Origin of the sequence: Erysipelatoclostridium sp. DFI.2.3, from assembly GCF_019132535.1 — a bacterium.
GTDB lineage: Bacteria > Bacillota_I > Bacilli_A > Erysipelotrichales > Erysipelotrichaceae > Clostridium_AQ > Clostridium_AQ innocuum.
The window spans coordinates 1-21938 of sequence record NZ_JAHOOJ010000005.1 but is presented as its reverse complement, the minus strand read 5'-3'; the positions used below and the strand labels follow the sequence as shown (position 1 = coordinate 21938).

The 21938-nt window shown below is 45.5% G+C and carries 24 protein-coding genes and 3 pseudogenes; 7 read left to right on the top strand and 20 right to left on the bottom strand.

Translation table 11 applies throughout. The features are described 5' to 3' along the window. Positions 1–64: 64 nt before the first annotated feature. Positions 65–1786: an asparagine synthetase B gene (locus KSZ58_RS06525; protein WP_217752643.1), complete on the top strand. Its 1722-nt coding sequence runs from the start codon at positions 65–67 to the stop codon at positions 1784–1786. A 23-nt stretch (positions 1787–1809) separates the two neighbouring features. Here the strand turns inward: KSZ58_RS06525 and KSZ58_RS06520 are convergent, their stop codons facing one another. The 10 genes and pseudogenes from KSZ58_RS06520 to KSZ58_RS06475 all read right to left on the bottom strand — a co-directional run bounded on the left by KSZ58_RS06520 (position 1810) and on the right by KSZ58_RS06475 (position 8889). Then, positions 1810–1995: a hypothetical protein gene (locus KSZ58_RS06520; RefSeq protein ID WP_054344370.1), complete on the bottom strand. Its 186-nt coding sequence runs from the start codon at positions 1993–1995 to the stop codon at positions 1810–1812. Positions 1996–2046: 51 nt separating this feature from the next. Beyond that, positions 2047–2553, bottom strand: a complete 507-nt coding sequence (locus KSZ58_RS06515) for a nitroreductase family protein (RefSeq protein ID WP_008819375.1) — start codon at positions 2551–2553, stop codon at positions 2047–2049. Positions 2554–2833: 280 nt separating this feature from the next. Continuing rightward, positions 2834–3937 carry a DNA recombination protein RmuC gene (locus tag KSZ58_RS06510; RefSeq protein WP_008819376.1) on the bottom strand — a complete coding sequence of 368 codons (1104 nt, stop codon included), beginning with the start codon at positions 3935–3937 and terminating at the stop codon, positions 2834–2836. A gap of 194 nt (positions 3938–4131) precedes the next feature. After that, positions 4132–4677, bottom strand: a complete 546-nt coding sequence (locus KSZ58_RS22630) for an RNA-guided endonuclease TnpB family protein (RefSeq protein WP_233104361.1) — start codon at positions 4675–4677, stop codon at positions 4132–4134. 284 nt (positions 4678–4961) lie between these two features. Next, positions 4962–5303, bottom strand: a complete 342-nt coding sequence (locus KSZ58_RS06500; RefSeq protein WP_008819378.1) for a helix-turn-helix domain-containing protein — start codon at positions 5301–5303, stop codon at positions 4962–4964. After that, positions 5242–5799 (bottom strand): annotated as a pseudogene (locus tag KSZ58_RS06495) (recombinase family protein). The gene KSZ58_RS06500 and the pseudogene KSZ58_RS06495 overlap by 62 nt, the downstream one beginning before the upstream one ends. Before the next feature lie 89 nt (positions 5800–5888). Next, the gene (locus tag KSZ58_RS06490) at positions 5889–6302 is read right to left on the bottom strand and encodes a competence protein ComK (RefSeq protein ID WP_008819379.1); all 414 of its coding nucleotides are present in this window, start codon (positions 6300–6302) and stop codon (positions 5889–5891) included. 135 nt (positions 6303–6437) lie between these two features. Beyond that, on the bottom strand, positions 6438–6905 hold the full coding sequence (locus KSZ58_RS06485) for a RidA family protein (RefSeq protein WP_002608692.1): 468 nt from the start codon (positions 6903–6905) through the stop codon (positions 6438–6440). Positions 6906–6915: 10 nt separating this feature from the next. After that, entirely contained in the window at positions 6916–8190 is a 1275-nt protein-coding gene (locus KSZ58_RS06480; protein WP_002608691.1) for a hemolysin family protein, read from the bottom strand. A 135-nt stretch (positions 8191–8325) separates the two neighbouring features. Further along, a complete protein-coding gene (locus KSZ58_RS06475; protein WP_161128996.1) occupies positions 8326–8889 on the bottom strand; it encodes a hypothetical protein in 564 nt (187 codons plus the stop codon). 63 nt (positions 8890–8952) lie between these two features. On the opposite strand from KSZ58_RS06475, the gene KSZ58_RS06470 reads away from it, so the two are divergent. Further along, positions 8953–9198 (top strand): DUF3892 domain-containing protein, encoded by a 246-nt coding sequence (locus KSZ58_RS06470; protein WP_002608689.1) that lies wholly within the window; start codon positions 8953–8955, stop codon positions 9196–9198. Positions 9199–9342: 144 nt separating this feature from the next. Here KSZ58_RS06470 and KSZ58_RS06465 read toward each other — a convergent pair whose 3' ends face one another. Genes KSZ58_RS06465 through KSZ58_RS06445 form a run of 5 tightly spaced genes read right to left on the bottom strand, consistent with a single transcriptional unit; the run spans position 9343 to position 13195 of the window. Then, positions 9343–9840: a GNAT family N-acetyltransferase gene (locus KSZ58_RS06465; protein WP_008819382.1), complete on the bottom strand. Its 498-nt coding sequence runs from the start codon at positions 9838–9840 to the stop codon at positions 9343–9345. Continuing rightward, positions 9837–10430, bottom strand: a complete 594-nt coding sequence (locus tag KSZ58_RS06460) for a hypothetical protein (RefSeq protein WP_054344371.1) — start codon at positions 10428–10430, stop codon at positions 9837–9839. Before KSZ58_RS06460 ends, KSZ58_RS06465 begins: the two co-directional genes overlap by 4 nt. Next, positions 10427–10936 carry a tRNA (cytidine(34)-2'-O)-methyltransferase gene (locus tag KSZ58_RS06455; protein WP_002608686.1) on the bottom strand — a complete coding sequence of 170 codons (510 nt, stop codon included), beginning with the start codon at positions 10934–10936 and terminating at the stop codon, positions 10427–10429. Before KSZ58_RS06455 ends, KSZ58_RS06460 begins: the two co-directional genes overlap by 4 nt. Before the next feature lies 1 nt (position 10937). Beyond that, positions 10938–11525 carry an RdgB/HAM1 family non-canonical purine NTP pyrophosphatase gene (gene rdgB, locus KSZ58_RS06450; protein WP_054344372.1) on the bottom strand — a complete coding sequence of 196 codons (588 nt, stop codon included), beginning with the start codon at positions 11523–11525 and terminating at the stop codon, positions 10938–10940. After that, positions 11522–13195, bottom strand: coding sequence for a B12-binding domain-containing radical SAM protein (locus tag KSZ58_RS06445; protein ID WP_161128997.1), 1674 nt, complete (start codon positions 13193–13195; stop codon positions 11522–11524). The genes rdgB and KSZ58_RS06445 overlap by 4 nt, the downstream gene beginning before the upstream one ends. Positions 13196–13265: 70 nt before the next feature. Here KSZ58_RS06445 and KSZ58_RS06440 point away from each other — a divergent pair, with 70 nt between their 5' ends. After that, positions 13266–14096 carry a choline kinase family protein gene (locus tag KSZ58_RS06440; protein WP_217752641.1) on the top strand — a complete coding sequence of 277 codons (831 nt, stop codon included), beginning with the start codon at positions 13266–13268 and terminating at the stop codon, positions 14094–14096. A gap of 93 nt (positions 14097–14189) precedes the next feature. Here the strand turns inward: KSZ58_RS06440 and KSZ58_RS06435 are convergent, their stop codons facing one another. From KSZ58_RS06435 to KSZ58_RS06415, 5 genes are read right to left on the bottom strand one after another with little or no spacing between them, the layout of a single operon-like run. Continuing rightward, positions 14190–15527 carry an ABC transporter permease subunit gene (locus tag KSZ58_RS06435; RefSeq protein WP_009588333.1) on the bottom strand — a complete coding sequence of 446 codons (1338 nt, stop codon included), beginning with the start codon at positions 15525–15527 and terminating at the stop codon, positions 14190–14192. After that, positions 15524–15775: a hypothetical protein gene (locus KSZ58_RS06430; RefSeq protein WP_009588345.1), complete on the bottom strand. Its 252-nt coding sequence runs from the start codon at positions 15773–15775 to the stop codon at positions 15524–15526. Before KSZ58_RS06430 ends, KSZ58_RS06435 begins: the two co-directional genes overlap by 4 nt. Beyond that, positions 15733–16740 carry an ABC transporter permease gene (locus tag KSZ58_RS06425; RefSeq protein ID WP_009588346.1) on the bottom strand — a complete coding sequence of 336 codons (1008 nt, stop codon included), beginning with the start codon at positions 16738–16740 and terminating at the stop codon, positions 15733–15735. The genes KSZ58_RS06430 and KSZ58_RS06425 overlap by 43 nt, the downstream gene beginning before the upstream one ends. Beyond that, positions 16727–17893, bottom strand: coding sequence for an ABC transporter permease subunit (locus KSZ58_RS06420; protein WP_009269317.1), 1167 nt, complete (start codon positions 17891–17893; stop codon positions 16727–16729). The genes KSZ58_RS06425 and KSZ58_RS06420 overlap by 14 nt, the downstream gene beginning before the upstream one ends. Continuing rightward, positions 17890–18714 (bottom strand): ABC transporter ATP-binding protein, encoded by an 825-nt coding sequence (locus tag KSZ58_RS06415; protein ID WP_308125115.1) that lies wholly within the window; start codon positions 18712–18714, stop codon positions 17890–17892. Before KSZ58_RS06415 ends, KSZ58_RS06420 begins: the two co-directional genes overlap by 4 nt. A gap of 119 nt (positions 18715–18833) precedes the next feature. Between KSZ58_RS06415 and KSZ58_RS06410 the strand changes: the two are divergent. The 4 genes and pseudogenes from KSZ58_RS06410 to KSZ58_RS06395 form a co-directional block, all read left to right on the top strand. After that, positions 18834–19835, top strand: a pseudogene (locus tag KSZ58_RS06410) (SrtB-anchored collagen-binding adhesin); the annotation flags it as partial. Continuing rightward, positions 19835–20296 (top strand): annotated as a pseudogene (locus KSZ58_RS06405) (ATP-binding protein); the annotation flags it as partial. The pseudogenes KSZ58_RS06410 and KSZ58_RS06405, both read left to right, overlap by 1 nt. Positions 20297–20479: 183 nt before the next feature. Continuing rightward, positions 20480–21676: a MobT family relaxase gene (gene mobT, locus KSZ58_RS06400; protein ID WP_009319951.1), complete on the top strand. Its 1197-nt coding sequence runs from the start codon at positions 20480–20482 to the stop codon at positions 21674–21676. A gap of 12 nt (positions 21677–21688) precedes the next feature. Then, entirely contained in the window at positions 21689–21823 is a 135-nt protein-coding gene (locus tag KSZ58_RS06395) for a DUF3789 domain-containing protein (RefSeq protein ID WP_002322987.1), read from the top strand. The last annotated feature ends 115 nt before the right edge of the window (positions 21824–21938 follow it).

The window sequence follows — 21938 nt, the reverse complement described above, 5'->3', positions numbered from 1 at the left end:
TTTAGCTGAACTGATACTATTGTGCTGTAAAAATTCATACAATGCATATGGAAGGAGAGTTGTTATGAAACAATTTTTAGCCGTAGCTGCCCTAAATGAGGCAGTCGAAATGCACTGCGATACCCGCAGGGATGTCAAGATATATACCGAGGGCTTCAAAGCTGTACAGCATGAAGCAATGGAATTTTCTGTTATGTGTGATGGTGAGCTGTATCAGCTTGAAAAATTACACGAGGAATTGCGACAGGCTGGTTTTCCTGATCCCTCCAGTTTGGAGGAAGCCGTCTTGTATGCCTATCTGCTCTGGGGCGAAAAAGCGATGGAGCATATGGAGGGTGCTTACTCCTTTATTATACGGAAAGGTGATTCCCTCTTCTGTGCCAAGGATCCGCTCGGGCTTCGCCCAATCTATTATCTGATCAAGGACAACTGCATTTGGATCAGCTGCCGGATTCAGCCTCTGCTGGATGCTTCGGATACACCGGCCGTTCTGAATCGCGAGGGACTTTTGGAGCTGTTTGCCTTTGGCCCCAGCATCAGTGAAAATCAGACGCTGTATAAGGATGTTCATGCATTGCCGATGGGCTCCCTGCTTCGTATATCCGCCGGTAAGCTGGAGATAAAAACATATTATAAGCTTTCCGCACATCCGCATACGGATACCTTACAGGAGACCATCACGAAGGTACACGATTTGATGAGTGCCTCTATCCACGCACAGGCGTCTGGTGCACAGGCAAGCTTTCTCTCAGGCGGACTGGATTCCAGCCTGATAACGAGCATTGCCGCAAAAAAGAATCCGCAATGGCGTACCTATTCTCTGGATTATGAAGGGAATAAAGAAAATTTCAAGGGGAATATGTATCAGGTTTCTCTGGATGCTTCCTTTATTCAGGATATGTGTGAGTTCTGTCAATGTGAGCATACACCGCTTATGCTGTCACAGCAAGAGCTCTGTGATCTGCTGGAGGATGCTATGCTGGCAAGAGAGGCACCGGGTATGGCAGATGTGGATTCCAGCTTGCTGTGGCTGTGCCGTAAGGTTGCTGAAAAGGAACAGATCATTTTAAGCGGAGAGTGCTCGGACGAGATTTTTGGCGGCTATCCGTGGTTTTACCGGGATGAGTTAAAGGATTTGGATACCTTTCCATGGCTGCGCTCCACAAAAGAGAGAATCTCTTTGCTTCATCCGGATTTGCAGAGTCTTCCGTATGAGGACTATATCGCAAAGCGTTATGCGGAAAGCATACAGGATATTGAATATCTGGATACCGACAGTGATGAGGACCGCCGTGCGCGTATTCACACCGTGCTGTGTCTGCACTGGTTTATGCAGACGCTGGTTACCCGTCAGGTATGCATGGGAGATGCAGCGCATTTGAATATCCGTGCCCCGTTTGCCAATGTGAAGCTGCTGGAATACGTATATAACATCCCATGGGAGATGAAGTTTCTGAAGCAGGAGGAAAAAGGCATTCTGCGAAAGGCATTTGAACATGAGCTGCCTGAAAGTGTTGCCCATCGGAAAAAGAACCCGTTTCCAAAGACACACAATCCCCGATACGCCGAGCTGGTCAGCAAACGTCTGCAGGAGCGTTATGAGGATCCGACAAGCCCGCTGCATGAGTTGTTTGATGATGTAAAATTAAAAGAGCTGATTGATACAAAGGGGGAAAGCTTTCAGCTGCCATGGTACGGTCAGCTTATGAGCGGACCACAGCTGCTTGCCTATCTGTATCAGATTGACCGATGGATCGTTACCAAGCATATCTCGATTGAAAAATAGTATAAGAAAAGCGGCAGAGCATCTCATCCTGCCGCTTCTTCCGTTTCCACCCCTGCCTCCTTCATGACCTTCTGCAGCTCCACAAGCTGACTGGTGCGCAGCATGTCCCGAATCTGCCGCAATTCCTTCAGACAGCTTCTCAGTAAATCAACAATGGAAGCAAGCAGAAACAAGGCACCGATAACAGCGCAGTAAGCAAGTATATCCATCCTCATCCTCCCTTTCAGACTCACAGCGATTGAATAAAAAGACGCGATTTCCTATAGCGATTCATGTATTGTCAGAATATCCTGCAATGTCTTTCTGTCAGTCTTTCGTCTCTGTTGACTGCCGTAGCCCACAGCAATAACGAGCCGTATTCTTTTTTTATCCGGTATCTGCAGCAGCTCTTTGATTTTCTTTTCGTGAAAATATCCAATCATGCATGTATCCAAACCAAGCTCAGCAGCCTGCAGGCACAGATATGCACACGCAATACCGATATCCACCTGATGAAATTCCTGATTCTTCATGCGATTCACGATTCGCTCAGAAACCACCGGCTTTTGTTCTTCAACAACGATAAAAGCTGCATGCTTTGTAAAGGGCTGTGTCAGGGCTACCATGGCCGGGTCTTGGATGATGTGAAATTTCCAAGGCTGCGAGTTGCATGCGGATGGTGCCAGCCCCGCGGTTTCCACACATGTTTTCAGCAGCGCTGAATCAATCGCACGCTCTGTAAAGCTGCGGCAGCTGTATCTTGCGGTAATCGCTTCCTGTAGTTCCATAAAGTGTCTCCTATTTCCAATCGAATGGTTGAATTTCTCTGTAATTGCGAAAGAAACAGGCTATGATTGATTCATATATGTATATCGTTATTCCTGTATTCTAACTCTTCAGATTTAGCATATAGTGGAATTCAACATTTGTCAATATATAGTTTACATCAATGATACTACCAAAAGGAGTCACTGCCGTGCCCTCTTGCGATTCCAGATTTCCTGTTAAGCTATTTCTTTACAGAATCAATCTGTCATTCTTTTTTTCATACCGTTTTGAGAACGCGGATTATGCTGCGCTATCCTTCTTTTTATCCAGCTGCACCTCCTGAATCTCTTCAAAGCGCTTCACGATCTTTCCAGCTGTAATCTGCAGCTGCCGCATATCCTGATAGGTTCGCTCAAAATCACTGCCGACTGTCTGATAACGCTTATGAAACCGCTCAAACTCGACCTGCAGATGCTTCAGCTCCTGCTGAATCTGTTCCACATGCTCATTGCGCTGTACGCCCAGATAGATCGCACGTATTGCGGTCAGATATGCCATCAGTGTCGTCGGTGAGACCATATACACCTTTTCTTCATAAGAGTAACGCACGACCTCATCACAGCTCGCATAAATATAGGAAAACACTGCTTCGGCAGGCAGAAACATGCAGGCAAATTCCGCTGTTTCCTGCGGCAGTATATACTTGGAAGCGATTGCGCGGATATGCCTTTTCACATCCTGTACAAACTGAGCATGTGCTCTGGCCTTTTCCTGCGCCGTATCCGCTGACATCAGACGGTTATAATTTTCCAGCGGAAATTTGGAATCAATACAAATCATACGCAGCGGTTCACTGGCGAACAGAACAGCATCGGCAATCGTTCCGTTGCTCAGCTTATACTGCTTCTGATAACGATGCTCATCCGTCCCCATCGCCGTTTCCAAAAGACTGTACAATTCTATTTCACCAAAGATGCCTCTGGTCTTTTTATCATTTAACACATTCTGCAGCTGCAGGATGGATGCAGAGACCTCCTTAATGCTCTGCTGACTTTCATCCAGCCTTCCCATCTGCTGCAGCACCTTGCCGAAAACCTGTGTTGTCGTCTGATAGCCATGGTGCAGATTCTCATTCAGCGTAAGCTCCAGATGGCTCATCCGCTGCTCGACATTTTCATGCAGAGACTGCAAATCGGTTTTCATCAGCTGGGAAATCTGCGTCTGCAGCATCATCAGCTGATTGTTGAATTGCTGCTGCATGGCTGCCATATCCTCTCGCTGTGCGTTCAGCTCCCGCAGCACTCGTTCACTGTCTGCTGATTTTGCCGGCCGCTGCTGCAGAAACAGAAAGATAAACAGCAGTACAACACACAGAATTAAAAATATCAACACGTAAAGTTCCATAATTATCTCTGCTACTCAAAACATGGACAAATATATCCATACCGAGATGTTGAAAGTTCTTGTGAACCTTTCTTACTGCTTCACCGTATATGCTTTTGTACTGGATACATCCAGATACTACTCACAAGTTCTTGTATACTCCACAGTCGTAAATTCCCGACTAAAGCCATCGGTACATGCCTACAAGTCCCTGGTTATGCTACTTTGTAGGATATAGCATCTCTTAAATTAAGACTTGCATTATAATCTCTGTCTGCATGATAGCCACATTCACATACGTATTCTCTGTCAGAAAGCTTTAAGTCCTTCTTGATACAACCACATTCATGACAAAGCTTACTGGATGCATACCATCTATCTACAATTCTTAATTCAATCCCATATTCTCTGCATTTTGCTCCCAGTTTCGCTCTAAATTCATAGAACTTCTGCGAAGCAACTGCTTTGGAAAGATGCCTGTTCTTCATCATGCCAGATATGTTCAAATCTTCAATCGTGATATAAGACGGCTTGGTCTTCACCATCTCATTAACACTTTTATTTATATAATCCGTACGGATATTCTCTATCTTATGATGAAGTCCTTGTACCTTTACTACTTGCTCTCGGATATTTTGTCGAGTAGCTTTTCCTCCTTCATTTTTATTGCGTTTCTTTAAGCTTTCGTATTTCCTCGAAAGGCAACGCTGTTCTCGTTTTAACTGTTTCTCTACTTTCTTTAATTTTGCAGTTTTATTGATGTTCTTCTTTACAATACCCTTCTGATAACGGCAAAGTCCTTGACACCAAGGTCAATTCCTAATCCGATATCTTTTAACTGTGGACTTACCTGTTCCGGTTGTTCAACGAAAACTGACACATACTATCGTCCAGCCTTACATGTAACAGCGCCGCTCTTAATAATGTAAATACTAGAGTCCGTAGGGATACAGCCCTTTTCTTTTCATCTTACCCATGCAAGCATCTGTGTTTTCATACGATGTCTATCGCATGGCATGGTTACTTTAGAATCTGTTTTCACTAACTACATCTTACCATCCGATTTGCCTTTTTTCTTGAATTTGGGAAACCCGGATTGTCCTTTGAAGAAACTCCTGAATTCCCTTTCGAAGTTCATAATACTTTGCTTTACAGATTTTGAACTGACTTCTTTTATCCATACATACTCAGGATTTTCTTTTAAATAGATGTTGTTTAACCATTTTGAGAAGTCCATGCCGGATATGAATTTCTTCTCTTTTTCATAAACTTCTTTATTACGGGCCAGATTAAAGTTATATACAAAGCGGCAAGTACCAATCGTTTTATTGATTTTCTGTATTTGTTCCAGAGTTGGGTTGATTTCCGTTTTGTAACTCTTCAGCAATTTCCTTGTCCTCCTTTATCTGTTTCTTGCATTACCTTAATCCATATAAGATAAATATCATATCCTGCACCAATTCTTCGTTTGGCGAAAGAGATTCATTATTTACAACAATGATTCTAGTATTGAATTTTTGGCAGAGCTTTTCAAACCAATCATAGCCAAAGCGTATAAAGCTATCTTTACTGGAAATTTTATTCTCCATAACTTCTTATACTTTCTTGCGTTGCAAAACTGCCTTAAAAAATCAATCTGATTTTTTAAATCGTCTTTCTGGTTTCTTGTAGACACTCTCGCATATTTAACAATATCTCTTATATCATTGTATGTATTTCTTTAAATTGTAAATATTGGTCATGAGTGTAATACCTACGATTTGTTGGAGTGCGATTTGCCTTCATATCCCCTCCCTATCCCAGCGTTGTAATGTTTTAACAGAAACACCTAATAATTCTGCAAAATCTTTTGGTTTATAATTTGCGGTATTTGATTTGTTCATAATAAGACACCTTTCTCACAAACACATTTTCTATGTTTTTATAATCTTATAATCTCTCCTTGCGGATATCATTATACCATATATATACCTCAGGAATTCAGAAAAGACAAATAGCGTTCACACAGACGCATGCTTCTGCGAATACAGCGGATATCGACTGATAAAGACAATTTACTTTCATCATGAAACTGTACCACACAGCCCTTTTCCAGACGGCGCACCTCATCTACTGCACGGTAATTGATCCAGATACAATCGGGATTGCGCATTGCTTTTGTCGGAAATAATACATCGCGGTAAATCTCCGATAACAGAATCGGCACCTTCTGATGAATATCCAGATTGCGTGCAGCTGCTGCTCTTCTCCCCTCAAAGGTGGAGCCATGACGCATACACAGTCTTTGTAATATGACAAGTACAGGCTCCTGCAGTCGTGCCTGCTGCTGATTCTCCTGCACCATTAAGCAGCTTCTCTCATCAATTCTTTGCAAATAATAAACCATTTCCCCGCCTCCCAAAAAGCATTCACCTAATCGTTATATCACAGAAATCGGAAAATGCACAAAAAGTAATCAAATACGAGAGAATTTCCTGCATAAAAAAAGGAACAGATTTACTCCGTTCCCATATGACCTTTTCTAGCAGCAGCCTCCGTCGCATCCGCCGCCACAGCCTGAGCATCCGCTTTCCTGCGCTGCCATCTGCTGTTCATAAACCAGGGTATCAATCACAATGCATTCGATTTCTACCTTAACATCCTTTGGCAGACGTGCTACCTGCACACAGCTTCTTGCCGGATATGGTTCCTCCAGATAGCTGCCGTATACCTCGTTCAGCTTATCAAAGTCATTCAGATCGCTGACAAAGATCGTCGTCTTAACGATGTGCTTGTAATCAAGCCCCATGTCCGCAAGAACAGCCTTGATGTTCTTCATGACCTGGTGAGTCTGCTCTTCGATTGTCGTTCCTTCTACCTCTCCTGTTTCCGGGTTTAAGGGAATCTGCCCGCTCAGGTAAACAAAGTCTCCCAGCTTCACTGCCGGAGAATAAGGCCCCAGCGCCTTTGGTGCGTTTGCAGGCTTTACTGCTTTCAAAAATACGTTCATAGTATTCCTCCTAGTCTAAATCGTCATCCATTTGTGACAAGATCTGCATTTCGATTCTGGCTGCCATACCATCCTTGGTATCCAGAACCTTGATTTCAAAGTTTTCAAATTCTATTTCACGGCCTTTGCGGACCTTGCGATGGTTATTCAGTTCAAAGATCCAGGCGGCGAAGGTTCTCGCCTTTGTTTTCGGCGCATCCTGATCTTCTACATATGTATCGAAGAAATCAACGAGCGACACATTCCCGTCAATCGTAAAGGTATGGTGTCCGATTTCCACGACGTGATTGGGAAGAGGATCATATTCATCATAGATCTCTCCTACCAGCTCTTCCAATACATCCTCCAGCGTGACAATTCCGACAAAAACATGGGAAGTCAAAGATTCCTCAACAATCGCCATATGCTCCCTCGATTTCTGAATATCCTCCAGAACCGCAGGCAGCTTCTTTCGCTGTGTAACGAATACCGGCTCCTGCATCATCTCAGAAATGACGATTTCCTTATCCTCCAGAAGAGCATCCAGTACATCGCGCACGCGCAGAATACCGACAACCTCGGTTGTCTGATAGGAAATCACCGGAAGCCGGGACAGCTTGTGATCATGAAGAACCTGCTTCATCTGCTCATAGGTGGCATTGTCATACAGAAAAACAACCTGATCCTTGGGTACCATGATATCGCGTACATTCTTATCATCAAACTCAATGACGCTTTCAATCAGCTCGCGCTCCTCCTGCTCCAGAACTCCCTCCTGTTCAATCGTTGAAACGATCTCCAGAAGCTCATCCTCCGTTGCCGTAACGTTTTCAATTTCCATTTTCTTTTCCCAGTGCGCTTCGATCGACTCCACAACAAAGGAAATCGGGCGAAACAGCAGCACCATGATGGAAAGCGGCTTTGCCATAAACAAAGCTACGGATTCCGCTTTTGCTTTCGCAACAATTTTCGGCGTAATTTCTCCAAATGTCAGAATCAGAACCGTCATGATTCCTGTGGCAACTGCCACACCGGCACTCCCGAACATCTGTGTAAACAGCTCTGTCGCAATGGAGGTTGCCAGAATATTCACCACGTTGTTTCCAATCAATATTGTTGTAATTGCAGCCGTAAAGTTTTTGGAAATGCTGTACGCTGTACGGGCACGCTTATCTCCGTTTTTCGCCATTTGCTTCAAACGTATCATATTCACAGAGGAATATGCCGTTTCTGTTGACGAAAACAGTGCACTGAAAGCTACCAGTATAAGTAAAACGATGAGAAGACATATTTGCGATCCATCCAAGAATTACCACTCCCTACCGTATGTCCGTTTAGAAAAAGATGGTTAAAGACTCTTCACCATAGACAATATTATAAACGAAAATCGGAAAATTTCAATGGAAACGACTATATTCTTCTTCAATCTTCACCGAACCCGTCACATTTTTCTTACAATGCCCTCATAATCCATATATACCGGTGCAGAAAGGTAGATTTTGTTGTTGGACCAGCGCAGAAGGCTTTTTCCGCCGCGGGATACGCCTACAGCTATTTTGTGCAGAAGATCGTCATGATATGCCTTGCGATAGACCGGAATCAGTGTTTCTGAGCCCTCCGGCGTACTGAAATGCATATCATCCTGTATTTCGTAGACTTCGGGCATGCGGTACGTATCATGCTCCCGGATTTCAAGAGTCACCAGATTGCGAAAGCATTTCATGCGGCATTCCCGCTCCTGCATCCGGATATTGCAGGTATCCTTCTCAAACTGCTTCATATACCAGAACCCCAGACAGCATACCGCCTCCAGACTGCACAAATTTGCAGGATTTGCATCCTCCACAATCTGAAAGCGGATATCCTCCCTTACAATACTCCCCGCAAAGCTTTGATGCTCCTGCTGCATCTGTTCACTGCACAGTGTAACATCCCGCATGTGCTCTCTTCGCACACTCACCAGCAGATAATTCCTGTCATTCATTTTTAATTTCCAGAATTTCACAGTATCCCTCCTATGTATAAATATGCGATTGGTGTTCACAATAATGTCAGGAGGTAAGAAAAAATGAAAAAAGAAAAAACAAGCAAAAAGACACGTTTCGTTGCAGCTCGTCGTAACAGTGATGGTACATTAAGCGAGTTCAAGGACAACAATGGAAAGACTTACGACTACGAACAGGCTTTAGAGGCTGTTGAACAGGGTATGATCGAAAACGCTCTTCCATTCACAGGACGTGACGGAGCTCGTCACATTCGTGGAATCAACGATGGAGACGAATCCACAAACCTGCGTAACCTGAAAGAGTTCTAAGAAACGCGTACAAAAGAAGAACATGTGCTGCCATCGGCAATCGCACATGTTCTTTTTTTATTTTCTGATATAAGCAGCAGTGGATGCGCATGGGCAGTCTGCCGTTTTCTTGCGCATATCACTTCGCTGATAAAATTCCTGTCATTATTTTCGAATACGGTAATAGACACATGTATGCAGATGGCCGCGATAGTCCACCTCTGCTGTTTTCTGTATCCGTTTCATACCGCACTTTTCCATAACGCGGCAGCTTGCAGTATTTTCCTGAAAGGCCCCTGCGCAGATTTCATGATAGCCTTTTTCAAACAGATCTGCTATTACTGCCTGTAACATCTCTGTGGCATAGCCGTGGTTATGATGTGCCGGATGGATCACATACCCCAGCTCAATGCAGCTTTTTTCTGCCTCCACAGTATTGACAAACCCGATGAGCTGATCACCAAGATAGATTCCACGCTCATAACGCGCTTCCTCATATGACCATTCCTTGAATTGATGAAACAGGCGCTCTGCCATGGATTTTGTTGCGAAATCCGGAATCATAAAGGTTTTCTTAATTTCTTCATTGCACAGCAGATTCACCATGCCGGTACAGTCTGCTTCCTGAAAGGGCTGTATGCTCAGCCGTTTTGTCTTTATCATAAGCTGCCTCCAGTTTCTTGTTCTTCCAATTCTTCTACCCGTATCTGCAATGCCAGATAATAGGATTTCAGCTGCCTGCGTGTATAATAGAATAGAAAGCATAATAGCAACCCGCCAAGAACACACAAAATTCCGCCGATGCAGCGGATATAGACGACTGCCTGTGCCAGCGATGTGCTGGAAAGTCCCTGCCAGGTACAGAAAAAGATACCACCTGCCGCAAGCAGTGCGGCACTCAGCACAACGGTCGTACTCCGTTTTTTCTCTACAGCCGGGAAGACGAGCAGAAACAGCAGTGCCGTTACCACCTCAAATGGACGCAGCTCCTTCAGCAGAATTGTGATCGCCTTTGTAAAAGAAAAGGATGCAAGGGAAATCGTATCCAGAATAATACGGGATACATAGGTCTGTGAAATCAGCGGTTCCTTCAGCAACGCGAATACTGAGGGATAATCAGATAGCTGCAGCAGGCGAAGGCCGAGAAACAGATAGGGCAGCACGAGCAGTATGCATGCGGATAAGGCAATTAAATACAATAAATGCCGGCGCTTTGCCCGGGTATCGACGAATTGATCGAGCCATTCAATCATGTTGTCAGCCAATCCTCTCCCTTAATAACCTCAACACCGGAAAGACCCGGATAGTCCAGCTGCCGCAAAGCCTCATAGAGGATGATTGCCGCGCAGTTGCTGAGGTTTAAGGAACGCGCATTGGCCACCATGGGAAGGCGCATACAGTGCTCCAGCTGCCGGGAAAGAATCGTCTTGGGAATTCCTGTACTCTCTTTGCCCAGAATAAAATAGATATCGCCCTCACATTTGGTAAAGTCAAACTGCGAAGGTGCTTTTTTGCCGTATCTCGTCATATAATAATAATTATCACTGGGATTTTGCTGAGTGAATTCCTCCCAGCTTTTATAGATTGTATACTCCAGCTCCTTCACATAATCCATACCTGCTCTTTTCAGATGCTGTTCATCCAGTGAAAAGCCCAGCGGCTGTATCAGATGCAGACGGGTGCCGGTTGCCATACAGGTCCGCATCATATTACCGGTGTTCTGCGGGATTTCCGGTTCATATAGTACAAGGTGCAGCATATCAGTTCTCCTTTTCCATAAAGGCTACCAGCTTTGCCAGCGCACGACCGCGATGGGAAACACGGTTTTTCTGTTCCTCCCTCACATTTGCCAGTGTGGTTCCATAAGGCGGATAATAGAAAATCGGGTCATAGCCAAAGCCCTTTGCGCCCTCCATATGGTCTGCTACAATGCCCTCTACGACTCCGGTAAAGACATGCTCACTGCCATCTGCCTGCACATAGGCGATCGCACAGATAAACTGACAGCCCTTATCCTCGGCATGCCTGCATTGATCGATCAGATATTGATTTTTCACATCATAGGAGGTATCCCTGCCCATAAAGCGTGCGGAATAGATACCCGGTGCGCCATCCAGCGCATTGACGGCAAGACCGCTGTCATCCGCAATCACCTCGATTCCCAGACGCTCATGAATTGCCTTTGCCTTAATCAGGGCATTTTCTTCAAAGGTTGTCCCTGTTTCTTCAATCTCGATATCCTCCTTTAGATCGAGCAATGTCTTCACGGTATATCCAAGCGGCCTGAGCATTTCTTCAAATTCCTGCGCCTTATGCGCATTGGCGCTTGCAAGCATGATTTCTTTCATCGTGTCATCTCCTTGATTTCTGTCATTTTCTCATTGATAAACCACTGTCTCGGATATTGCTGGTGACGATTGTACAGCACCAGCTGATAGCCCGCCTCCCCGCAATAGCCGATATCCGCCACCCCATAGCGAAACAGCGTATCCTGATTGGCAATCCCCTGCTTCAGGGCAAAGGAAAGCAGCTCCTTTTTTTTCTCCAGCGTTACCCATGGCCGTGTGAAGCGATGCGGCTTCTGTTTAAAATTACGGTAATACTGCATCAGCAGGATGGCATCCACCAGACGTTCATCCTGTGTATTCAGTAACGGATAAAAGCAGCAAAACAGCTCATAGGGCTGATAGGGACGCGGCAGCTTTTCATACTCCTGTCCCAGATCCATAAACAATGCAAATGCACTCTCATACCAGTGCAGCTTCAGGATTGCGGTAATCACACTGCGACAGGCTGCGCTGTTCCAGAATTTTTCAACCGCCTCTGCACACGCATGAATCCGCTGCATCTCCTCTTCCTTCAGCCACGCACTGGCCCGGACATCATAGGGGGCATTTTTCTGAAACACGAAGTGATAGCTTTCCCGCTGACTTCGCAGCTTGGTTCCCTTCAGCAGCTTGAGAATACCAAGCTGCAGCTCACTGGCCTGCAGGGAAAACAGGGTATCAAAGGAGACCTGAAACGAATTCAGATCCTCATAGGGCAGGCCGGCAATCAAATCCACATGCATGACAGCACCGCTTGCCTTCAGTCGCTGAATGACCTCTATGAGACGTTCGTTATTCTGGGTGCGTCCAACCGCGTGCAGCGTCCTGGTGTGAAAGGACTGCACGCCGATTTCAAAGCGGAAGCGGCCGGGAACAGCCTCCTCACAGAAAAACTGCAGCAGCTCCTCACTCAGTGTTTCCGCAACGATTTCAAATTGGAAAATCTGATGAGTGCAGTACTCATTCATATAGCGTGCAATCTGCAAAGCGCGCTTGGGATCTGCATTGAAGGTGCGATCCAGCAGCTTCACCTGCGTTACCCTGCTGTCCTTCAGCTTGTGCAGTATCCTCATGATATACTCCATGGAAAACATGCGGACAGCTCGATCGGCGGAGGACAGGCAGTAGGTGCAGCCGTATGGACAGCCTCTGCTTGTCTCCAGATAAAAATACTGCCTGTCCATCCCCGCCTCATCCATTTCCATGAAATACGGTGCTTCAAAGCGCTCCAGCCATGCAAGGTCAGTTTTGCGATATTCCGTATTGGGATACTGCTTTGTGTAAATGCCTGAAACCGGATACGCTTTTGCTTCCTCCAGCATGGTGATGTATTCCCATACACTCTGTTCCCCTTCTCCGATACTGATGGCATCCACACCCTCATCCAGCAGATCATAGGACTCGTAGCTGACCTCCGGACCGCCAACCAGTATATGCAGATCGCTGTTTTGCTGCTTCAGCAAAAGAATGACCCTTCGGATCAGCTGAATATTCCATATATAGCAGCTGAAGCATACCACCTCCGGCTGTACGGATAAAATATCCTGTGCGATCCACTCCTCCTGCTCTTTTATCGTATATTCCCTTATCGTGACGCATTCCTTATGCGGAGCTGTCGTATACAGCCAGCGCAAAGCAAGATTCTTATGTATATATTTAGCATTGCATGTCGTCAGCAGAACTTTTTTCACTTCTTCACCTTCTCGCTATTTATTCTAACAAATTTTACTTAAATATGCTATGATTAAACAGGTGATATGAATGAAAGCAATGGATTTTCTGGATACGCTGTTTTTCGATCCGGATATTACGATACGTGATATGCATAAAGGGCTGACCAATCAGAACTTCCTTCTGGAAATGAATCAGGAAACATATGTCCTGCGCATTCCCCGCGCAGACAGCGAGCATATTGTGAACCGGCATCACGAAACGATGGCTCTGGAGGCTGTACGGGACGCGGATATCGATGTGGAAACGATTTATTATGATGAAGCAAGCGGCTATAAGGTTACACGGTATCTGCCGGATGCCAGAACCTACAGGGAATGCGAAGACCCCTGCAAGCTGGAGCGGACAGCTGCCCTTATGAAACGGTTCCATTCGCTGCAGAAGCGTGTGGATGCCGATTTTGAACCGATTCGTCGACTGCAGGGCTATCGCAACCGCCTCCGACAGCCGCTGTACGATCTGACCCCGTATGAGGATGCCATACAGGCAGTTTATCATTTAAACAATCCCCGCACCCTCTGTCATAACGACTGGGTGGATGGGAATATCCTGTTCACAAAGGATAAGACCTATCTGATTGATTATGAATATGCAGCTAACAACGATCCGCTGTTTGATGTGATGTCCTTTCTGAGTGAGAACCAGATAGAGGATCCGGCCCTGCGGGAGCGCTTCTATGCCGTGTATTTCGACGAAATGAATGCTACCGTGCGCAGGCAGCTTGATATCTGGGAGAATTTCCAGAATCTGTTATGGTGCTGCTGGGCGATGATGATGTGGGAAAGCCGCCATGAGAGCATATACCGCGCAATCGCCCGTGATAAATACGAGGCCTTAAAAAGAAAAAATCCGAACACCTGATACCGTTGTGCCAAAGCTTCTCAACGTATGCTGTGATATGTTGTTTCGCATACGTTGAAGCTGGCTGATGCTGCCGCAGGTGAGCGGATTTTTTTATGCTGCATCCTTTTTCCGGAAGATCCAGCGTGTTGCAACATACAGGAGTCCGCAGGATATTCCCAACGTCAGAATACCATTCAGATAGGTATAGGACGTATAGCCGCTGAGAATGTCCACGGGATTGAAATAGGTGAACGGAAGCCATGCATACCATGTCTCGGTATTGGCCGGCTGTGCAATTCCCATGCCAAGCAGCAGAATGGCAAGCGTCAGAACCAGTGATGTCATCTTGTTTCTGCAAATGGCATTAAACAGCATATTCAGCAGCATGCAGAAGAGGATGACAAGCAGCGCCATCAGGACACACCAGCCTGTGAACTGCCACATCGGCAAAAAATCAAATTTGGAATTCGGACTCTGTGTCTGATAAGGAATGGAAAAATACCGCGTAATTCCAAGCGTATATGTCATTGCATTATTTTCTTCTGTTTCTGCCAGGGTGTTCTCCATCTGTTCCAGAGAGGTCAATCCCTGCACATTGGACAACACCGGTGCCTGCATACGCTCATAGTGATCAAAGATGCCGAAGCACAGGGAAAGCAGCAGAAGCGGTATAAAGAATATGGCACACAGCGCCGCAAGATTGGTGCGTATTTTCTGGTGCAGATAACAAATGCGTTTGCGTGGCTGTGACAGCAGTGTTTTGATAACCCCGCTATCCCGGTCCTCATGAATGGAGTCAAAGCACAGAAGCGTGATCAATATAACCGGCAGTATCGGAAACAGGGAGCGCATGAACTGTACGATCAGCGTAGCGCTGTCCGTTGTGGAATAGGTCAAAGTGGCAATCCCCTGCTTTTCCAGCTGATCATAAAACCGGGCGGTGAACTGATAATACGGAAACATCTGAGTTTCATCATTGTCCATGTAGCTGTTCGCCCAATCCTCTGATATTTCACGATCGGAAAATTCCGGAAGCTTTCGTTCCTTGCGCAATGCCTCCAGCGTATCCTCCTTCGTTACATATTCACGATAATACAAATCGAAGTTCCGTGTAGCATACAGAGCGGAAACACGTCTTGCATGCAGCAGATTCACTTCGGCATAATTTTTATTCACAGCCCTCCAGTCCTTATTCTGGATGGCTGATTTTAAGCGCTCACTCTTCTGTGTCAGGGTTTTGAAATACGCGGCATTGTCATCCGTCATCAGCATGAACAGCTGATGCTTCACTTTGTTCTCCGCCTCCAGTGCATCAGCGTAGAGCGCTCTGTGCTCGGTTGCTGCCTTCTCATTCAAATCCACTGCGCTCAGCACACCGCACAGCAGGACACAGACCATGGCAATCCACAACTTTCTCTTACGCAGCAGTTTTTTTATTTCCAGCATCATCGCATACCTCCTTCCAGGTCGGATCGGTTAATCACGTGTATGGTCCCGACAAATAAAAGCGGCAGCCACAGCGCACACATCATCATACACAGGGTACTGTTCGCTGCATATTCCTGTGCAGCAATTTCCAGCGGATGCAGATAGAAAAACGGAATCCAGGAAAACAGAGGGGACGAATTTCCAAAGATACGCATCATGAAATATATCACAAGCAAAAGGGAGCCGATACACAGCAGCGTATTGGACACCGTCTTCTGCCAAGATGCCAGCCATGCTGCCGCACAATATAGCACAAAACCACAAGCATGGAAAGCGGCACCGCTTTGATCATTAAGGATGACCAGGTACTCACCTCATACGAGCGAACGATGTATGGGTATTGCATGCTTCCCAGTCCATGCTGCAGAAGGGGCAGGATGGAAAACAGCAGCAGAGCAATCGTAAAGGAAAGCAGAATCACAAAGGATGCTGTCAGCAGTTTGGCAATCAGCAGAGTACCTCTGGAGATTGGCATACTGTATATGAGCTTATATGTCCCACTCTCAAAATCATGGCAAATCTGATCCGCCATCAATACGCCAACAACAAGCAGCAGCAACAGCATGGTATCCTGTTGAACTATCTGCATAAGAAAGTCTAACAGTGTCGGCTCATAGGGACTGGTATACGGCTTTATATCATGATTGAGGAAATACGCATAATAGGTATGATCACGGTGCAGCGTATCCTTTGTTATCCCCAGCTCCTTCACCATGTCCATGGATAAACCAAGCTCCTGCAGCTTCTGATAACCCAGTGCACGCTCCTTTGCATAGCGAACGGTATCATGCCAGTCAAAATATTCAGGAGATTGCTGCATATTGGTCCAGGAGGATGTCGCGTATTGGATATCACACCTCAAATACGCCTCCTCCCGCTGCTTCGGGGCTTCCTCCTCTTTCGGTGTACGCTGCAGATTGAACAGCAGTGTCTGACATTGATTATCTGCGACAGGATTTTCATAATGCAGCTGCATGACCAGTGCATCCCCATATGCCCTTTCCTTCTTTAAAGCAATTGCATATACTGCCGCAAAGAAACATAGAAATGCGAGAACGGATACCAGAAACCGCTTTGCTTTCCAGCTTTTCCGTATTTCCGCATACAGCAGAGCCCTCATGCAGTCCCCCTGTCCTGCCGGTATACGCAGAATCGCCGCTTCATGAGCGGACACCACCTTCCAAATCCCGTTTTTCTATGATAAAAATATGCAGCAGGAAAAACACAAGGCTGCCGGCAATGCAGAGAATTGTACACGGAAGCAAGTCCAACGTGAAATCATGCGCAGCGATTTCCATCGGATATATGTAGAAGAACGGTATCCAGGAAAACAGCGGTATGGAATATCCGAATATACGGATGAGGAAGTAAATGAGGATCAGCAGGGAGCCGATACAAAGCATGGTGTTGGATATCGTTTTCTGCCAGGAGGCCAGCAGCGCGGCCACAGTCATATAAAAGAGAATTACAAGAAGGGAGAACGGCAGGATCCGCTGCAGCAGCCATGTCCATGATACGACATCATAGGTATGTACAATGTACGGATATGCACTGCTTCCCATTCCATAGGCCGACAGCGGCACAACGGAAAATACAGCGAGTGCAGCCGGAAGGGTTAACAGAATTACAGCTGCAGCGGCGGATACCTTTGCGATAATAAGCTTTTTTCTGGAAATCGGCTGACTGTATATGGCTTTATAGGTGTCGCTGTCATAGTCATGACAAATCTGATCTGCCATTAACAGTGATACAACAACAATGAGCAGCAGCATCGTATCATGCTGAAACATCTGAAGGATGAAGTTTAAGAGATTGGGCTCATACGGTGTTGTGTATGGCGGTATATCCTGTGCTTCAAAATAACGGTAATACGCCCTGTCCGTTTCCAGGGTTTTCTTTGTGATTCCATAGCCCTTCAGCTCATCGTGGTAGTAACCGCGATCCATCAGCGCAAGAAGGGTTTCGGCACGCCCTATGGCATAGGCATTTGTATTATGCCAGTCGAAATATTCCGGTGCCTGTCGAAGATATGTCCAGCTGGATACATTATCCGTTACATTGCACCAGCCGTATGCTTCCTCACGCTGACCCGGGTTTTCTTTCTCAACAGGCGTATTCTGCAAGGTGTACATCAAATCTCCACACCTTGTACTTACGATTGCATTCTGGTAGTGCAGCTGCATGATGAGATCATCCTCATATGCCTTCCCCTTTTGCAGACAGTTTACATACACAACCGAGAAAAAGCAGAGAAAGGCCGCAAAAGCCACGAGAACCCGTTTTCCCCTCCAGCTTTTCCTTAATTCTGCCAGAATGATTTTTTTCATGAACCATCACCATATACTTCCCGGTAAACAGACTCAATATCCACATTTTCCTTAACGATATCCATGATATCAATATGCAGACGCAGCAGCTCTTGCAGATAGGCATTCATCCCCTTTTCATTACGAAAATGCGCCTTTATCCCCTGATCAACCCGCTCAAGCTGTGCATCCTCCATATGAATCGCTGCGGCTTCCGCCAAATCCTTTTCCTGCATGTAAAAGGTATATATATATGCATTGTGTATGGCAGACGGCGTTTCCACGATTTCTCCCTGATTGATACAGATGATCCGGTCCGCAACTTTTTCTATTTCACCCAGCTGATGTGAGGATATAAGAATTGACACATCCTCATCATCCGCCAGCTGCCGCAGCTCCTGACGCAGCTCCATGATACCTCTGGGATCGAGTCCGTTTGTCGGCTCATCCAAAATCAGAAATTTCGGATGCCCCAGCAGTGCAATTCCAAGACCCAGACGCTGCTTCATCCCCATGGAATACTGGCCTGCACGCTTATCAAGACTCTTATGCAGACGGGTGAAGGACGCAATTTCTTCTATCCGTTTCTGATCGACATGCTTCAGTCTTGCGAAATACTGCAGATTCTCATAGCCGCTCAGCGTCGGAAACAGCCCCGGTGCCTCAATCATCGCCGATACATACTGTAAAGCGAGCTCCCGCTCCTTTGCGAGATCATGCCCCTCGATGATGATCTGTCCGCTGGTTGGATATATCAATGACGCCATGCATTTCATTGTAGTTGATTTTCCTGCCCCGTTCGGTACATGCTTATATAGACAAAGCGGAAAAACCGCATAAATAAAGGAAAAATTAAAAATAAGAAAGATAAAGAAAAGTCATTATCACACCTAAAACGTCATTTGTACTTCACAAGTGGCGTTTTTAAATTGTGATGATTACAGAAAGGAGCATTAGATTTATGAAAAAGACATGGAAACGATTGTGTACGGGCTTCTTAGCTCTTGCAACTGTCGTTACTGCTTTACCGACTACACCCGTTCATGCAGAAAGTAAGCAATACTGGACGGAGTCAAAAGAGCGTGTCGGTATCGTTGAAAAAGTAATGAATGACGGTTCGATTGGTTCTACCTTTAATGAGGGACATTTGACCGTCGAGGGCGAGGACGCTTACTGTATAGACATTAACACAGATTTTAAGAATGGTTACAAAACCAGAACTGACGCAAGCTCACGCATGAGTGCCGACCAGATAAGCGACGTTGCCTTATCTATCGAATATGTAAAACAGTACACAGACAACCACAGCGGAATAAGCAAAAATCACGCTTACCTTTTAAGACAGCTTGTAGTCTGGCAGAGATTGAGCGTACATCTTGGCTGGCAATGTGATAACGTGCGAGCTTCTTATGATGAAATTCCAAAGGCAACGCAGGACGAAGTTTTCTCTGGTGCAAGAGCCTTTGTCAAAGAAAATAAAGGACGCTATGAATGTGGCGGTTACATCTACTCTGGCGAGGGGCAGGAATTAGGACAATTCTGGGCGAAGCTGAATGTTGGAAATGCGAAACTGCAAAAGGTTTCCAGTAATACCAGCATTACAGACGGTAACGGGAATTACTCTATCGCTGGTGCGACATACGGTGTCTTTGCTGATAAGGACTGCACGAAACAGCTTGCCACCCTTACGACTGATGAAAATGGAAATACGAATGTTGTAGAGGTAACGGCTGGCACAGTTTATATCAAGGAAGTATCCGCACCAGCAGGATATAAAGTGGATAAAACTGTATATTCCTTAAAGGTTGAAGCTGGAAAGACAGCAACCTTGAAAGTATCAGATACGCCAAAAGTAACGGACACTTTGATTGAGCTTTTCAAGATTGATATGGAAACACAGAAAGACAATCCGCAGGGAAACGCTTCTCTAGCAGGTGCGGAATTTACATGGAAGTATTATGCTACGCCTATCTGGGACTACCACCCTGCTTTCTTATCTTTGATGAATATGTGGCGTTTTTTGAAATGCTGGGGACGAAAGAAAGCGTGAGTTTACTTAGCCAGTTAAAGAAAATCGTTATGTTAGGGCGACAAGCAGGTTATTTCCTTATTGTCGCCTGCCAACGTCCAGACGCAAAGTATTTCTCGGACGGTATCAGAGATAACTTCAATTTCCGTGTGGGACTTGGGCGTATCAGCGAATTAGGATATGGTATGCTGTTCGGTTCAGATGTTAAAAAGCAGTTTTTTCAGAAGCGTATCAAGGGGCGTGGCTATTGTGATGTGGGAACAAGCGTGATAAGCGAATTTTACACGCCTTTAGTCCCGAAAGGACATGATTTTTTGCAGATTATTGGTTCTCTTGCACAAGCAAGGCAGGACGGGACGGCGACGTGCGAAGCGAAAGGCGACGGCACGGACTAGCCGTTGCTGGTGTGGCGTAAGCCACGCCAGCAGGTAAAACCCCTCGGTATCTAACAGAGGGGTACGTTTGCAAATAGACAATAGACAAAAAACATAGGAAACATAAGGCTTCTGGCATGGTTTCCTAGCAAAAATCGGCTGTGAAGTCGCCTAAAAAAACTTCACACTTTACAGATTGGGGGTATGGTTCTGAATGAAGAACAATGGATAAAAGAATTAAGGGAGAAACGGATTGCTTACGGTATCTCACAAGGCAGGCTGGCGGTGGCTTCTGGTATCACAAGAGAATATCTCAATAAGATAGAAAGCGGAAAAATGAAGCCGTCAAAGGAGCTTCTGGAAACTCTGCATAAGGAACTGGCAAGGTTCAATCCAGAAGTACCGCTTACCATGCTGTTTGATTATGTAAAAATTCGTTTTCCCACGCTGGATATACAGCACATCATCAAAGACATATTAAAACTGAATATCAATTATATGCTCCATGAAGATTACGGACATTACAGTTATACGGAGCATTATTCTTTAGGGGACATCTTTATCTATACGTCGGCTGACGAAGAAAAAGGTGTCCTTTTAGAGTTAAAGGGGCGTGGTTGCAGGCAGTTTGAAAGTTACCTGCTGGCACAGCAACGAAGCTGGTATGACTTTCTCATGGACGCATTAGTAGACGGTGGCGTGATGAAGCGTATTGACCTTGCTATCAACGACCATACGGGCATTTTGGATATTCCAGAGCTTGCGGAAAAATGCAGGAAACGGGAATATATCGGAAAGTCCAGAAGTTATAAGTTTTACCAGTCGGGCGAGCTTATCAAGCACAGAGAGGACGACAGAGAATATATGGGACGTACCCTTTATCTTGGTTCGCTGAAATCAGACGTGTATTTCTGTATCTATGAAAAGGACTATGAGCAGTACGTCAAGTTGGGGACACCTTTGGAAGAAGCCGACATTATCAACCGTTTTGAGATACGGCTTCGCAATGAACGTGCCTATTATGCAGTACGAGATTTGCTGACCTATTATGACGCAGAGCAGACCGCTTTTTCTATCATCAATCAATATGTGCGGTTTGTTGATGAAGAACCCGACAAGCGAAAAAATGACTGGAAACTCAACGATCGCTGGGCGTGGTTTATCGGCGATAACAGACAGAGCTTGAAGCTGACGACAAAGCCAGAGCCTTACACCTTAGAACGTACATTGCGTTGGGTACAAAGGCAGGTAGCACCGACCTTGAAAATGCTGAAAAAGATTGATAAGGGAAACGGTACAGACTACATGGAAACAATCGAACAGCAGGCAAAGCTCACAGAAAAGCATGAAATGATAATCAAACAGCAGACGACCCCTGCAAAAGATTTGGTAGAAAGTTAGGAGTGATGAAAAATGTGGGTATTATTAAAAGACTTCCTGCTGGTATCTATGGGAATGGGTATCGGCGTAGTCTTGATGTGTATTTTGAATGTCGGCAAAGAAGCTGACTGTGAAATGAAACAATTAAAAGAAAGCGAGGACAATTAAATGAATTTCGGACAAAATTTATGTGCGACTCGTTCCTTAGTGAAAAGCTAAGGCACTAATAAAAGAACGAAAAAGTTTGATTATTAGGAGAACTGATAATCTGACAGGTGGAATG

What these genes read in the sequence shown, in the direction of transcription:
- KSZ58_RS06525 (WP_217752643.1), top strand. Translation starts at nt 65, where the DNA reads ATGAAACAATTTTTAGCCGTAGCTGCCCTAAATGAGGCAGTCGAAATG.
- KSZ58_RS06520 (WP_054344370.1), bottom strand. Translation starts at nt 1,995, where the DNA reads ATGGATATACTTGCTTACTGCGCTGTTATCGGTGCCTTGTTTCTGCTT.
- KSZ58_RS06515 (WP_008819375.1), bottom strand. Translation starts at nt 2,553, where the DNA reads ATGGAACTACAGGAAGCGATTACCGCAAGATACAGCTGCCGCAGCTTT.
- KSZ58_RS06510 (WP_008819376.1), bottom strand. Translation starts at nt 3,937, where the DNA reads ATGGAACTTTACGTGTTGATATTTTTAATTCTGTGTGTTGTACTGCTG.
- KSZ58_RS06490 (WP_008819379.1), bottom strand. Translation starts at nt 6,302, where the DNA reads ATGGTTTATTATTTGCAAAGAATTGATGAGAGAAGCTGCTTAATGGTG.
- KSZ58_RS06485 (WP_002608692.1), bottom strand. Translation starts at nt 6,905, where the DNA reads ATGAACGTATTTTTGAAAGCAGTAAAGCCTGCAAACGCACCAAAGGCG.
- KSZ58_RS06470 (WP_002608689.1), top strand. Translation starts at nt 8,953, where the DNA reads ATGAAAAAAGAAAAAACAAGCAAAAAGACACGTTTCGTTGCAGCTCGT.
- KSZ58_RS06465 (WP_008819382.1), bottom strand. Translation starts at nt 9,840, where the DNA reads ATGATAAAGACAAAACGGCTGAGCATACAGCCCTTTCAGGAAGCAGAC.
- KSZ58_RS06460 (WP_054344371.1), bottom strand. Translation starts at nt 10,430, where the DNA reads ATGATTGAATGGCTCGATCAATTCGTCGATACCCGGGCAAAGCGCCGG.
- KSZ58_RS06455 (WP_002608686.1), bottom strand. Translation starts at nt 10,936, where the DNA reads ATGCTGCACCTTGTACTATATGAACCGGAAATCCCGCAGAACACCGGT.
- rdgB (WP_054344372.1), bottom strand. Translation starts at nt 11,525, where the DNA reads ATGAAAGAAATCATGCTTGCAAGCGCCAATGCGCATAAGGCGCAGGAA.
- KSZ58_RS06440 (WP_217752641.1), top strand. Translation starts at nt 13,266, where the DNA reads ATGAAAGCAATGGATTTTCTGGATACGCTGTTTTTCGATCCGGATATT.
- KSZ58_RS06435 (WP_009588333.1), bottom strand. Translation starts at nt 15,527, where the DNA reads ATGATGCTGGAAATAAAAAAACTGCTGCGTAAGAGAAAGTTGTGGATT.
- KSZ58_RS06420 (WP_009269317.1), bottom strand. Translation starts at nt 17,893, where the DNA reads ATGAAAAAAATCATTCTGGCAGAATTAAGGAAAAGCTGGAGGGGAAAA.
- mobT (WP_009319951.1), top strand. Translation starts at nt 20,480, where the DNA reads ATGGTTCTGAATGAAGAACAATGGATAAAAGAATTAAGGGAGAAACGG.
- KSZ58_RS06395 (WP_002322987.1), top strand. Translation starts at nt 21,689, where the DNA reads ATGTGGGTATTATTAAAAGACTTCCTGCTGGTATCTATGGGAATGGGT.